We start from the raw sequence: 13,840 nt of genomic DNA on the forward strand, positions 1-13,840 counted from the left end.
TCAATAGGCATGAATGCTGGCAGTCAGTATTCACGCGTACGTGGCGCTCATGGGCTACGGTTCCCGGAGGCAATGCGAGCATGGTGACGGCGACAAGCATCGATGTGCATTAGGGACGCTCTGATCAGGCCTATAACGCCGACTTTTTAGGGTTGGAACCTCAGCGATGCATTTGAACGTCGAAACCTTAGCGCTCGTCGACGGCGGCCAGGCATTGGTACTGGCGCTGATGCTTTGGTTTGGCACGCGCAACGGCAGCAATCATGCCGTAAAGGGCTTGCGCCTGCGCGCGGTGGCGTTGCTGGTGGAAGCGTGCGGCGATTTCGTGCTCGCGTTTGATGACAAATTATCGGCACTGGCCGTACTGCTATTTGGTAACACGTTCAACCTTACCGCGCAGGCGCTGACCATCGTTGCACTGCGCATGGTGCTGAACCGCTCGCTGCGCTGGCGCGAAGCACTTTTGCTCGGCGTGACCGGATGGCTTGGCGTCGTGTACTTCAGCACGGCGCATCCGGATTATCGGGTGCGCGTGCTATGGGGTTCGTGCATCTTCGTGTGCAACTCCCTGCTCAATATTTCCGCGCTGTGGGGCGGCTGCCGCAAGCGCGATACACGCGCGCAATGTCTGCTGCTGTGGACCTACATCCTGGCGATCGCCTTGTTGGCGTGGCGCAATGTTTCGCTGTGGACGCTCACTGCCCCACCGCAAAGCATTGGCGTTCCGAGTGCCGTCAATGTGATCTACGTGCTGCTGTTTGGCCTGCAGCCGCTCCTGGCGAGCGTGGGTTTTCTGCTGCTTTATAACGAAATCCTGCAGCGCGATCTGTACGATCTGGCGCGCATCGATCCGCTCACCGGCGTGATCAATCGCCTGGGGCTGCTGGAGGCCTCTCAAAGCATGCTCGCGCGAGCGCGCGCCAAGCGTGAATCGATTGGTGTGCTGCTGATCGATGCCGATCATTTCAAGAGCATCAACGACCGCTTCGGCCATGACGATGGCGATCGCGTGCTGCTGGAACTGGTGGCCAATATCCGGCGCATGCTGCGCACCAGCGACCGGGTCGGGCGCGTGGGTGGCGAAGAGTTTCTGGTGCTGTCGCCCTCCGTGAAGGAAGCCGATTTACTCGCCCTGGCCGAGCGCATCCGCAGCGCGGTGGAACGTACGTCGTTTTCCATCAGCGGCCAATCGTATGCGTTGACCGTATCGATTGGTGCGGCGATCGCCGACGCCGGAGAGCCGGACATGATGGCGGCACGACGCCGCGCCGATGCGGCGCTTTACCAAGCCAAGCGTGCCGGCCGCAACCGCGTGATGCTCGCCGCGCCCTGATCGCCGCAAGCTTTTGCGCGATCGTCGTGCGTCAACATTCACGGCGATCGCCCGTTTTGAGCTTGACCGCCTTCACGCAATGGCGCACTCGCGGCCAGGAGCATAGGCGTAGAGGCGGGACCGCGGGCTACACTGAAATAAAGAAGGTGGCCGGTTCCCATGCAACCTCCGCGACAAGGCATAACAGCACATGAGCCTGTTGTACGACCTGTCAGCCAATGCAGTGCGCCGCCTCTACGACGCGCGCATCGATACGCCACCCGTGCTCGATACCGACACTTATTTTCCCGATGCCGTCAGGTTCATCCAGGCATGGCCAGCGTTGCGCGAGGAGGCGCTCGCCATCGCCGAGCGTATGCAGGCGATACCGCGCTTTCATGAAATCATGCCTGCGCAAATGCCGATATCCGCCAACGACGGCAGGGATTGGCGCATCTATGTACTGAAGGTGTACGGCACCGATATCGACAAGAATCTCGCGGCCTGCCCGACGCTCGCGCGGATCCTTGCCGCCTCGCCGGATGTGCTTTCGGCCACGTTGTCGTTTCTCGCGCCGCGCAAGCATATTCCACAGCATCGCGGTCCGTTTCGCGGTGTGCTGCGGTTTCAGCTCGGGCTCTCGGTGCCCTTGGATACGGACGGACAACCCGCCGCGGTGCTGGCGCTCAACGATCGCGAGCATCGCATCGGCGACGGTCAGCATTTGCTGTGGGACGACACGTATCCGCATGAGGTGTGGAATAACAGCGATCAACTGCGCATCGCCTTGTTGCTGGATGTGCGACGCCGCCACATGCCCATGGACTTGCGCCTGCTGTCGCGCGCACTGATTGCATCCGTCGGCATGGTGGCAAGGCTGCGCGGGCTGGATTGAACGCCGCTGGCACGCGACTGCGCGGTGTTGCATGCGTAAAGTCGGCTCGCACATCCAGCATCTCGTGAAGGAGCTGCATAGGACGTTTCGTCATGGCGGCGAGGAATTTGCAGCGTCGACCCATGGACTGGCGATGAAGAACTTATGTCAGCTAGCCGAAGGGAGCATCACGCCTCGCGCGAACCATAAGCTCGCACTCCGCGGATTGTTTGGAATTAAGAAAATTTAAACGCGCCAAACGTGAACGCGTTTGCGACGTGCGCGAAAGTGTAAAGCGGCTGAAACACCGAATGTTTGAACGGCACTGGACGAACGCCGCAAAGCGGGCGCACGATCGAACGACCCGAGTTCGTTCGGGATTGCAGTGGGAGAGATGCAAGTAGAGGGGGCCCTGGTCCACCCTTATTTTCTGGCGAGCCAACGCGATCGCAGCCTGCGCGGCTGTGTCGGGCCCATGTGGCGGTCCGTTGGTTTTCAGCACCCTATTAAGAGAGGTAGTCACGACGGCATGTATGGCTTGACCGATTCATCACAGGGGGACTCGCTTTTTTCATCCAGCCCTAGGGAGAAAAGACGTGAAAACCGAGCACGTGATGATTGCGTTGTCGATTGCGGCCGCACTCGCAACCTTACCTTCGATTACCCAAGCTTCCGCTTCCAATCAGGCTCTCGCCGGTATCAACACCGCTGAAGCGCCGCGTGTCACCCAGACGGTGGACAATCGCGTGACGTCTTCGCTGAGCAATACGCATCTTGCATTCGTCAGCCATACGACGCCCACCGCTGCGGTGGACGATGCGATGCCGATGAATCATATGCAGTTGATCCTGCGACCCAGCGCATCGCGCGCGGTAGCGCTGCAGGCGCTGATTGCCGCGCAGCATGATCCTTCCTCTGCCAAGTTCCACCAGTGGATAACACCCGAGGAATTCGGCACCACCTTCGGCGTGGTCGATGGCGACATCGCCGCGGTGAAATCCTGGCTCATCGCGCAGGGCTTCACCGTCAACGGCGTGTATCCCAACAAGACGCAGATCGACTTCAGCGGTACGGCGGGCCAGGTTCGCCAGGCGTTCCACACCCAAGAGAACCGCTATGTCGTCAATCATGAAAACCACGTCGCCAATGCGGGCGACATCAGCGTTCCGGCCGCGTTGAGCGGTGTGATCGTGGGCGTGGCCGGCCTCAACGACTTCCGTCCGCAACCGCTGCACAAGGCGCAGGTCGCACAGTTCGATCACGGCAAGAACAAGTTCATGATCAAGCCCTCGTCGACCGCGGGTACGCCAGGCCACCTGGCGGTGAATTTCGTCGGCGGTTCGCGCGGCCTGGCGCCGTATGACATGCAGACGATCTACAACACCAGCAGCTTGTACACCAGCGGCCTTACCGGCACAGGCATCAACATTGCCGTGGTAGAAGATGCGGACATGGACGTGACTGACTGGCCCAATTTCGTTTCGACATTCGGGCTCGGCGGTTATGGCGGCACCTTCAAGCAGTACCAGCCACAACTGACGCCCACCACCGGCAACTGCACCGATCCGGGTGGCGCGACGCCCGATGAGGAGAGCCTGGAAACCGTGCTGGATTCGGAATACTCGACCGCGATGGCGCCGGGCGCGAACATCTGGGTAGCGACGTGTTCGGATTTGGATTCGAACAATTTCTTCGGTGGCGTTTATACCGCCGCGGATAATCTGATCAACAACAGCAGTGCCGCCGGCCGGCCGAACATCATCAGCGCCAGTTACGGCTATGGCGAAGGCTTCACGGACTCCGCCAGCAAGACCGCAATCGACCTGATGTGGGCGCAAGCGGATGCCGAGGGCATTTCGGTATTCGTATCCAGCGGCGATTCCGGTTCCAATCCGAGCTTCAACGGCAGCATCATCAATGGCGTGGGCATCGATGCCAACTCGTTTGCCACCTCGCCCAACGATACTGCCGTGGGTGGTACGGATACCGCGGACGTGCTCGACGGTACGACCAGCAAGTACTTCAACAGCTCGTACAACGCGGTGTACGGATCGGCCAAATCGTATGTGCCGGAACTGACCTGGAACGAGTCCTGCGGCAACGTGCTGGCCGCGCAGAAGCTGGTGGGCCTGTCGGCATTGCAGTTCTGCAAGAATGCGTTGATTTACGATCCTTATGGTGAGTACGTCACGTCCGAGAGCGGCAGCGGCGGTCCTTCGTCGGTGGATGCAAAGCCGTCGTGGCAGCGCATCGTGTATGGCGCGCCCAAGGATCAATCGCGCGATTTGCCGGATGTCTCCTTGTTCGGTGGTTCGTATGGCGGTTATACGTGGGCGATTCTGTGCAGTGGTGCGTATCCATGCACGCCCAACTTCGTCGATCCGGTCTATCTGATCGGTGGTACATCGCTGTCGGCACCGATGTTCGCTGGCATCCAGGCATTGATCGACCAGGGTCTGAGTCAGGCCGGCCTGTCCGCCAACCAGGGCAATGCCGCACCGACGCTGTATGAGCTGGCCAGGAACGAATACGGCGCCCCGACCGGCAAGTCACCCTCGACGCTTGCGGGATGTAATTCGAGCAATGGTACGAGCGGCACCAGCAAGTGCGTGTTCCATAACATCACCACTGGCGGCAACTCCACGCAATGCATCCAGATCGCGGAGTTCGCCCAGACCACGCCCGATTGCTACTTCTACGGGACCATCCAGAACTTCCTGCAGGCATATGGCCCCACCAAGGTGGGCCTCACCGCCACCAGCACGTCCAAGTACAACGCCAACACGGCGGCGTTTTCGGCAGGCCCCGGCTGGAGCTTCGCCAATGGTCTGGGTTCGGTGAATGCAGGCAACCTGCTCAGCGCGTGGAAGAAGTTCGTGAACGCACCGTAATCCTTAGATGCAATGATCGTGATCGACCCCTGGCGGTTCGCCGCCAGGGGGTTTTTGTCGCTGATAGTTCGTGCTGCAACGAAATAACCATCGCTGCGATGCCCTAAGCTTCGAGCTTTGGCATAGCAGGCAGGCAGGATGGATCAGCACGCTTTCCGCCAGCGCATTGCGCGCGTCACGACGGCGACGAGTTTCGGCTTCGCGCTGGTGCAATTGGACGTCACCATCGTCAACGTGGCACTGCCGCGCATGGCCAGCGATCTGCACGCGGGTGTTACCGGCTTGCAGTGGGTGGTGGATGCCTACGCGCTCGCGTTCGCCGTGCTACTGCTTGGCATGGGTTATCTCGGCGACCGCCTGGGTTCGCGCAAGGTGTATCTGGGCGGCATGGCGCTGTTTGCGTTGGCGTCGGTGCTCTGCGGCTGTTCGCTCGATGCGCCAATGCTGATCGCTGGACGAACGCTGCAGGGTATCGGTGCAGCCGCGATGCTGCCGTGCTCGCTGGCGCTGCTCAATCACGCGACCGCGCACGAGCATGCCCTACGTGCGCGTGCCGTGGGCTGGTGGACGGCAGCCGGCAGTATCGCCATGGCGTCGGGGCCGATTCTTGGCGGCCTGCTGATGAGCGTGATGTCATGGCGGAGCATTTTCTTCGTCAATCTTCCCATTTGCGCGGTGGGTGCCTGGTTGACGTGGCGTGTGCCCGAAACGGAGCGCAAGACGCGCGACGGTCATTTCGATCTGCGCGGGCAGGTGTTGGCGATTCTCGCGCTGACAGGGCTTACGATGGCGGTGATCGAGGCCAAACCGCTGGGTTGGACACATCCATGGGTCGTGGCTTGTGTCGCGTTGACACTGGTGGCCGCACCGTTGTTTGTGTGGGCGCAAGCGCGCGCGGCGGCGCCGATGTTGCCGTTGCGCTTTTTCAAGGCACCTGGATTCAGCGTGGCGGTGATGTACGGCGTGATCATGAATTTCACGTTGTACGGCATCGTCTTTCTGTTGAGCTTGTATCTGCAGCGCGTCCATGGCTACAGCGCATTGCGCACCGGATTGGCGTATCTGCCGCTCACGGCGACGTTCTTCGGCGTCAATATCTTCAGCGGTTGGCTGGTGGGACGCGTAGGCGCTCGCTGGCCGATGGTATTGGGCGCATTGATCGATGCTGGCGGCTTTGCCTTGTTCCTGCTGTTGGGCGCGGACAGTCCTTACTTGCTGATGCTGCCGGCGTTCGCGCTGCTGCCTTGCGGCATGGGGCTTGGCGTTCCTGCGATGACGTCGACCGTGCTTTCCGCCGTGGAAAAACAGGCCTCGGGTACGGCTTCGGGCGTGTTGAATGCGGCGCGCCAGGCGGCCGGTGCGATCGGCGTGGCAGTGTTTGGTGCGCTTGCCGGTGATCGCAATGGGCAGGTTGTGCAGGGTTTGCACGTTTCTGCGTTGATTGCGGCGGTGTTGCTGCTCGGTGCGGCGCTGCTGGCGTTGTCAGGTATTGCGACGGGTTTGCATCGCGTGTCTTCGCGCCATGACGTTCAATCCGGGTAGTCGAGCTTCGGATACCAGTCCGTGCCGCGGCCTTCGGGCGTCATGTCGAGCACGGTCCATATCGGCATGGGATCGGGCGCACCGCGAGGATCCTGGCCGGGATCGGCCGTTTCGAAACCCATCTCCTGGCTCCAGAAGTGACGGATCACGCCATCGCGGCGGGTGAATACGTTGAAAGCCGGTTCGTCCGCATCGTTGTCGCCGATGCCGTGATAGTCGCGGCTGAAGTTGCCGTTGAGATCGCTGTACAACTTCAGCTCATGCCAACCGCGTTCGCGCTTGAATGCAAGCAGGCGTTCGATCGGCGAACGTGCGACCACCGCCAAGGCGATGCGCTGCTGGATGTCGCGCGCTTCGCCTTCCCATGCGCTCAGCATCGATGTGCACATGGGACATGGCCGCTCACGCTTGGCGCCATACATGTAGCAGTACACGACCAGGGTCTGCTTGTCGCCGAACAGGTCGGCGAAATCGGCGGAGCCATTTTCACCTTCAAAGCGATAGTCGCCGATGACCTTGCCGCCTGGCGGCAGCGCACGCCGCAGTTGCGCAACGCGCTCGATGTGACGGCGCAGTTCGATTTCCTCGCGCAGCAATTCATTGCGCGCGTGGCGGTACTCGGTGCTTTCGTTGGGTTGCGTGAAGGTGTTGTGCTTGACCAGCTCAGCGGCGGGAACGAGGGTGGGGTTGCGGGTCATGGGTGGCTCCTCGGAAGGTGACGTCTACCTGGGTGACGAATGGGCTTTTGGGAAATCGACAGATAGTGCGGGGCCGCCGGGGATACCGGCGGGATCGCCCACCCCACCCCAGCCCTCTCCCCACAGAGGAGAGGAGGGCCACGAACGGAGCAGTTGCACTCCGATACAATTTCGATATATCGTTTTGTCCACGATTTCGATATATCGGAGTTTCATCATGCACAGGCATTTCCTGTTTCATCGCTTCATGCACCGCCACCATCACTGTGACTACGCCGACCCGCGCGAAGGCGGCTGGTTCGACGAGGAAAGCTACGCCATGCACGGCCGGCGTGGCCGACATGGCGGATTCGGGCATCAGGGCGACACCTTCGATTGGGATGGCACGCAAGGTGGCGGACGGCGCGGCGGCGGACGCTTGCTCGGCCATGGCGATCTGAAACTGCTGTTGCTGGCCCTGATCGAGCAGCAGCCGCGACACGGTTACGAGTTGATCCGCACCATCGAGGAGATGTTCCACGGTCACTACTCGCCCAGCCCGGGCGCGGTGTATCCAACGTTGACCATGCTGGAAGAGCTCGGCCATGTTTCGATCGAGAGCGAACAGGGCGGGCGCAAGCTGTACGGCATTACCGAGCAGGGTCGCGAATTTCTCGAGGCCAATCGCGCGGCAGTGGATGCGATGACCGAACGCACCCGCCACGGTGCGCGCCTGATGGCCAAGCTGGCACTACCGCTGGCTGTGCGCAAGGCGATGCATGCGGTCAAGCATGCCGTACTGATGCGCGGCACGGATTGGAACAAGGCCGAAGCGCAACGCGTGGCCGCGATTCTTGAGCGCGCTGCCGCCGAAATCGCGACCGGCCGCAAGGATGAAGAAGGCTGACGCCACCGTCCACCATCCCGGCAGTACGACCTCCACTTTTCGACGAAGATCGACTATGACCAAGCACGAACATCGCATGGTGCGTCATCAGATTGCACTGCGCACGCTGGAAGTGCTGAACGCCAAACGCATGACGCCGCACATGCAGCGCGTCACGCTCAAGGGCGATCAGCTGCAAGGGTTTATCAGCGCATCGCCGGATGATCACGTGAAGCTGCTGTTTCCCAATGCCGACGGCGAGTTGGTGTTTCCCACACCGGGCCCGAACGGCCCTGAATTTCCACCCGATGCCGCACCGTCACCGATGCGTGACTACACTCCGCGCGATTACGACGCCGCGCGTCGCGAGTTGATCGTGGATTTTGTGCTGCACGGCGAAGGGCCTGCTTCCACATGGGCGGAGCAAGCGATGCCCGGCCAGCGCATCGGCGTGGCCGGTCCGCGTGGCTCGTTTGTGCTCGCCGATGATTTCGATCATTACGTGTTGATCGGCGATGAAACCGCCCTGCCCGCGATCGGCCGTCGCCTGGATGAGATGCACGCCGGTGCGCATGTGGTGGTGCTTGCGGAAATTCCCGAGCACGCGGATCGGCAGCCGCTGGGCTCGCAAGCGCACTTCGAAGTGACGTGGCTGGAGCGTAACGGCATCGATGCGGCGAGCAGCGATTTGCTGGAAACCGCGTTGCGTGAATGTCCGGAATTTCCCGGCGACACGTTTTATTGGATTGCTGCCGAATCGCGCCGCGCACGAACGATGCGCAACTATCTGGTGGAAGAACGCGGAGTGACGAAGGAGTGGATTCGCGCTACCGGGTATTGGAAGGCGGATGGGGGTGAGGACGAGGAAGAGTGAGCTTGCCCTGCCGACTCCCTCCCCCGTGTGCAGGGGAGGGGGGGGCTTTGTCAGGCATGTATGGAAATGCCGATGACCGTTACTGCTGCGACGTCCCGGGCTTTACCCACGTTTCGAACAGTTCATTGATCCGCCGGTACTCGTCGTACCACGAATCGGCATGCTCGAATTCGTGACGCTCCATCGGATACAGCGACAGCCAGAAATTCTTCTTGTGCAGCTCGATGAAGCGCTGATACAGGCGAATGGAGTCGCTGGCCATCACGTTGTTGTCGATCAGGCCGTGGTTGATCAGCAGTGGATCGCGCAGGTTTTGCGCGTAGGTGATGGGCGAGCTGATCGTGTACGCCTCTGGATCGAGCTGCGGATCGTTGAGGATGTCGGCAGTGTATTGATCGTTGTACGTCACCCAGTCGGCCGGCGGACGCTGCGCTGCGCCAGCGGCGAATTCGCCCGGCGCACGCAGCAGCGCCATTTCGGTCATGAAGCCGCCATAGCTGCCGCCATAGATACCCACGCGGTGCGGATCGACGCCGTGATTTTTCACCAGCCATGCTTTGCCATCGAGCAAGTCTTCCAGTTCGGGATGGCCCATCTGGCGATAGATCGCCGTGCGCCACGCGCTGCCATAACCGGCCGAAGCGCGATAATCCATATCCAGCACGACATAGCCTTCCTGCACCAGCAGATTGTTGAATAACTGCTCGTGCTGGTAATACGTGGCCGAGGTCGTGACATCCTGCAGATAGCCCGCGCCATGCACGAACAGCACGGCCGGGCGCGAGGACGACGCGTCGGTTTCATTCGCGGGGCCGTAGTACTTCGCGTAGATCACGCCCGCGCCATGCGAGGACGGCACTTGCACGATCTTCGGCTCGATCCACGCATGCGCGGTGAAGGCCGCTTTCATGGTGTGGGTAAGTTCGCGCGGCGTACCGCCTTGCGCATCGAGCACGGCAAGTTGCGGCAACACGTAGGCGGCCGAATGCAGGACGGCGAGCTGCTTGTCGTCCGGCGAGAGCACGAACTGCTCCAGGCCACCGTATTGCGTGATGCGTGTGAGTTCGCCGCCCGTGGCAGGTACGCGATACGCGTCGTAGCTATATGGCGCCACTTTGTTGGTGCGCACGTAGAACCACTTGCCGTCATCGGACAACTGCGGCTGACTCACTTCGAATTTGCCAGTGGTCAGCGCTTTTGCCACGCCATTCACCGGCTTGACGTAAAGCTGCGAATAGCCGCTTTCTTCGCTGAGATACCACAGGGTGTGGTTGTCCTTGAGCCACCCGAAATCGTTGAAGCCCCAGTTGATCCATGCATCGTTGTGCAGGCGGTGTTGCGATACCAGCGCGTGATGCGCGAAATCCACCGTGGCGATCCAGCGATCCTTGTTGTCGGCGGAAAGAAACTCGATCGCTGCGTTGCGGCCATCGTCGGTCCACACGATGCCGGCGGTGCCACTGTCCATCGTGTAGAGCGTGACGGGACGTATATCCGGCGCCTTCAACGCTTTGGCTTCGTCATCCTTGCCGGCTTTTTCCAGTGCGGCGACGGTCTTGGCGCGGATGGCTTTGAGCGGATCGTCCTTGATGCCGGGCAGATCGTCGGTGGAAAGCGCATAGGATGTGTGTGCGGACAGATCCAGCAACACGACCGACTGCGGTGCCGGATCGTTGCGGCCGACGTATGTGCGTGCGTCTTCCGATTCGGTGTAGCCGGTGTCAGTGACGTAATGAATGACAGGCGGCGCCTTGCCATCGTCGTGATGCGCCGGTTGCATCACCACCAGCATCCAGCGGTTGTCCGGCGACAGCTCGGTGTCGACCACTTGCTGCTTGTCGCCCAGGTAGAACGGTTGCGGTGCACGCGTGGGATCGGCGGCGGCCAGCTCCTGCTCGTTGGCGTGCAGGGCGTCTTTGTCGGCCTTGTCTTCGCGCAGCACTTTGAACAATTCGAGCTGCTGGCGCCCAAGTGCATCCGGTTGCTTGTCCTGGGGATCGTCGGTGGATTTCAGCAACGCGGCGGGCGCAGTCACGCCGCTGGCGATGTCGTAGATGTACCACTGGTTGCCCTGGCGAAACTGCAGCGAGCGTCCATCCGGCGAAAACCGCAGCGCAGCTTCGGGCTGAGGGCTGCGCGTGATCTGCGCGTGGCGGCCCGTAGTCAGGTCTACCAGGAACACATCGCCATGGAAAAGGTAGGCCGCCTGCCGGTGTGCGTGGTCGTACACCGCCGGCCCTTCGGCGCGCGCCGTTGCCGCCGCGTCCAGGCGGGTGTTGTCGCCGGTGGCCGGGTCGACATGGTACAGGTCGCGCACGGAACTGCCGTCGCGCTTGAGCTGGTAGTAAAGACTGCGGCCGTCCACGCTCCAGTAAGGGTTTTCGACCGGATGACCCATCCAGTCCGGGTTGGCCATGATGGTTTCCAGGTCGAGCGTTTGCGTCCTCGGCGGGTTTTGCGCTGCCACGGGCAGCACGGCCAAAGCGATGAGGCCGGCAAGCAGCAGTCGGCGCATAGGGAAACGCTCCATGGTCGAAAACGGGCCAGCATAGCCAAGCGCGCGCGCCTGACAAGCGCCAGGGGTCCCGTTTCGCTGGAAAAAGAAGCGATATAAGCTGGCTGATCTGCCCTGTGCCTGGTCAAAGGAGTTGCGGCATGTCGTCCTTGCTGCGTTGTGTCCCTGCCATCGCGCTGACCGTAACGATGGCCGCTTATGCGAGTGCCGCCTCCACGCCGCCCGCGACGCCTACCCATCCTGCGGCGAGCCAATTACATGGCGTGACAGTCGAGGATCCTTACCGCTGGCTGGAAAACCCGGAGAATCCCGCGGTGCGAGCCTGGATCGCGACGCAAAACCAGCACACGGAAGCCGTGCTTGCCGCCATGCCGCAAGGCAAGGCGATGACCGAACGCGTGCAGCAATTGGCTGTCACGTCCCCGACGCGATCCTCGCCTTCACTAGTCGGCGGCACCTTGTTCTTCCAGCAGGAAACGCCGCCGCAGCCGCAGCCCCAGTTGATGACGCAAGCGTGGCCGAACGGGAGAGCCCGCGTGCTGGTGGATCTCAATGCCAAGGGTGGCGATGTTTCGATGACCGGCTATTGGCCATCGCCCAGCGGACGCTACGTGGTGTACGGCACCGCCGAAGGCGGCAGTGAATTGACGACACTGCATGTGGTGGATGTGGCCACCGGCAGAACCTTACCCGACGCAATGCCTTACGCAGGCGGCGGTACCTCACCGGAAGACGTGGCATGGGATGCGAACGAACAAGGATTCGTCTACGTGCGTTTCCCGTTGCCCGCAGCCGGCGCGCAGGTGGCGCAATTCAACGCGGCGCTGGTGCATCACGTGCTGGGTCAGCCGTCCGCGCATGACGAGGTCGTGTTCGGCAAGGATTATTCGAAAATCGCCGAATATCGTTTGCGAAGCTCCCACCGCGCACAGCAGTTGGCCGTGCTCGCGAATGTGGGCGATGGCGGCCCAGCCGAGGTGTACGTGCGCAATGGCACGCAGTGGAAAAAGGTGCTGGGCGACGAGGCGAACGTGCGTCAGGCGGCCTGGGTGGGTCAGCGCTTGTTCGTAACCAGCTTTGCCAACGCACCGCGCGGCCAGGTGCTTGCGGTCGATGCCCGGGCGACCGTCACCACCGTCGTGCCGCAGCGCGAGGGTGCATTGCAGGACATCGTGCCGATCGCGGACGGCTTTCTGGTTTCGCGTAGCTGGGGACCGCAATGGTGGGTGGAGCACTACGATGCACACGGCCATTTCGTTCGTCGGGTGTCGCTTCCGCACGACATCGGCATTTTCAGCTTCGCGTCCGAACAAGATCAGGATAACGCGCTGATCGCCTATGGCGGCTGGACATTCGCCAGTCGGTGGTGCGATTACGATGCGAAAACCGGTGCGGTGCATACGGTATTTGAAGTCAAACCGCCAGCCGACTACGGCAAGATCGAGATCCATCACATCGAAGGCCTGTCCAAGGACGGCACCAAAGTTCCGGTGACGGTGTTGGCGATGTCCGGCACGACGACCGATGGGCAACGTCCCACCATTCTGTATGGCTATGGCGGCTTTGATATCCCCATGACGCCGACGTTTCTCGGCGCCGAACTGGCATGGCTGGAACGCGGCGGCGTGTTCGCCTTCGCCACCCTGCGCGGCGGCAATGATTTCGGCCAAGACTGGCATGCCCAAGGCCAGAGGCTGCACAAGCAAAACGTGTTCGATGATTTCCATGCCGCCGCACTGGCCTTGTTCGACACCAGGTGGACGGATCGTGCGCATTTAGGTATCTGGGGCGAAAGCAACGGCGGCCTCTTGATGGGCGCGGCGCTCGTGCAGCATCCGCACGATTATCGCGCGGTGGTGTCGGGGGTCGGCATCTACGACATGATCCGTCACGAAACGCAGACCACCAACGGCGCCTACAACGTCAACGAATACGGCACCGTCAGCGACCCGGCGCAATTCAAGGCCACGCTGGCCTATTCGCCATTGCAGAACGTGACGATGCATACCGCGTATCCGGCGCTACTAATGATCACCGGCGAGAACGATCCGCGCGTGGCGCCGTGGCAATCGCGCAAATTCACCGCCGCATTGCAGACCGCCACGAGCTCCGACCAGCCGATCCTGTTGCTGACGCGCACGAACGCCGGGCATGGCATTGGCGCGCCCTTCAGTCAGCGCGTGGGCAATACGGCGATCCTGCTGACGTTCTTCGCCAACGAGCTGGGCTTGCCGATGCATTGACGTTCATCCAGCCGCCCGGCCCCACG

Annotated in this window: 9 protein-coding genes; 7 read left to right on the forward strand and 2 right to left on the reverse strand. The window is 61.5% G+C overall.

Annotated elements, in window-relative coordinates; genetic code table 11:
- Nucleotides 1-166: 166 nt before the first annotated feature.
- The 4 genes from DWU98_RS10020 (at nucleotide 167) to DWU98_RS10040 (ending at nucleotide 6,619) form a co-directional block, all read left to right on the forward strand.
- Nucleotides 167-1,333 (forward strand): GGDEF domain-containing protein, encoded by a 1,167-nt coding sequence (locus DWU98_RS10020; RefSeq protein ID WP_115495429.1) that lies wholly within the window; start codon nucleotides 167-169, stop codon nucleotides 1,331-1,333.
- A gap of 190 nt (nucleotides 1,334-1,523) precedes the next feature.
- Nucleotides 1,524-2,207 carry an aspartyl/asparaginyl beta-hydroxylase domain-containing protein gene (locus DWU98_RS10025; RefSeq protein WP_115495430.1) on the forward strand — a complete coding sequence of 228 codons (684 nt, stop codon included), beginning with the start codon at nucleotides 1,524-1,526 and terminating at the stop codon, nucleotides 2,205-2,207.
- A 575-nt stretch (nucleotides 2,208-2,782) separates the two neighbouring features.
- Nucleotides 2,783-5,077 (forward strand): S53 family peptidase, encoded by a 2,295-nt coding sequence (locus DWU98_RS10035; RefSeq protein ID WP_115495432.1) that lies wholly within the window; start codon nucleotides 2,783-2,785, stop codon nucleotides 5,075-5,077.
- A 138-nt stretch (nucleotides 5,078-5,215) separates the two neighbouring features.
- Entirely contained in the window at nucleotides 5,216-6,619 is a 1,404-nt protein-coding gene (locus tag DWU98_RS10040) for an MFS transporter (RefSeq protein ID WP_115495433.1), read from the forward strand.
- Here DWU98_RS10040 and DWU98_RS10045 read toward each other — a convergent pair.
- Entirely contained in the window at nucleotides 6,607-7,317 is a 711-nt protein-coding gene (locus tag DWU98_RS10045) for a DUF899 family protein (RefSeq protein WP_115495434.1), read from the reverse strand. The genes DWU98_RS10040 and DWU98_RS10045 overlap by 13 nt on opposite strands.
- 217 nt (nucleotides 7,318-7,534) lie before the next feature.
- Here DWU98_RS10045 and DWU98_RS10050 point away from each other — a divergent pair, with 217 nt between their 5' ends.
- Together DWU98_RS10050 and DWU98_RS10055 are read left to right on the forward strand one after the other, a co-directional pair.
- Entirely contained in the window at nucleotides 7,535-8,203 is a 669-nt protein-coding gene (locus DWU98_RS10050; protein ID WP_230474791.1) for a PadR family transcriptional regulator, read from the forward strand.
- 55 nt (nucleotides 8,204-8,258) lie between these two features.
- The gene (locus DWU98_RS10055) at nucleotides 8,259-9,056 is read left to right on the forward strand and encodes a siderophore-interacting protein (protein ID WP_115495435.1); all 798 of its coding nucleotides are present in this window, start codon (nucleotides 8,259-8,261) and stop codon (nucleotides 9,054-9,056) included.
- A 79-nt stretch (nucleotides 9,057-9,135) separates the two neighbouring features.
- Here DWU98_RS10055 and DWU98_RS10060 read toward each other — a convergent pair whose 3' ends face one another.
- On the reverse strand, nucleotides 9,136-11,571 hold the full coding sequence (locus tag DWU98_RS10060) for a S9 family peptidase (protein WP_115495436.1): 2,436 nt from the start codon (nucleotides 11,569-11,571) through the stop codon (nucleotides 9,136-9,138).
- Nucleotides 11,572-11,711: 140 nt separating this feature from the next.
- Between DWU98_RS10060 and DWU98_RS10065 the strand changes: the two genes are divergently transcribed.
- Nucleotides 11,712-13,814 carry a prolyl oligopeptidase family serine peptidase gene (locus DWU98_RS10065; RefSeq protein WP_115495437.1) on the forward strand — a complete coding sequence of 701 codons (2,103 nt, stop codon included), beginning with the start codon at nucleotides 11,712-11,714 and terminating at the stop codon, nucleotides 13,812-13,814.
- Nucleotides 13,815-13,840: the final 26 nt, after the last annotated feature.

Source organism: Dyella monticola (assembly GCF_003363155.1).
GTDB classification, from domain to species: domain Bacteria; phylum Pseudomonadota; class Gammaproteobacteria; order Xanthomonadales; family Rhodanobacteraceae; genus Dyella_B; species Dyella_B monticola.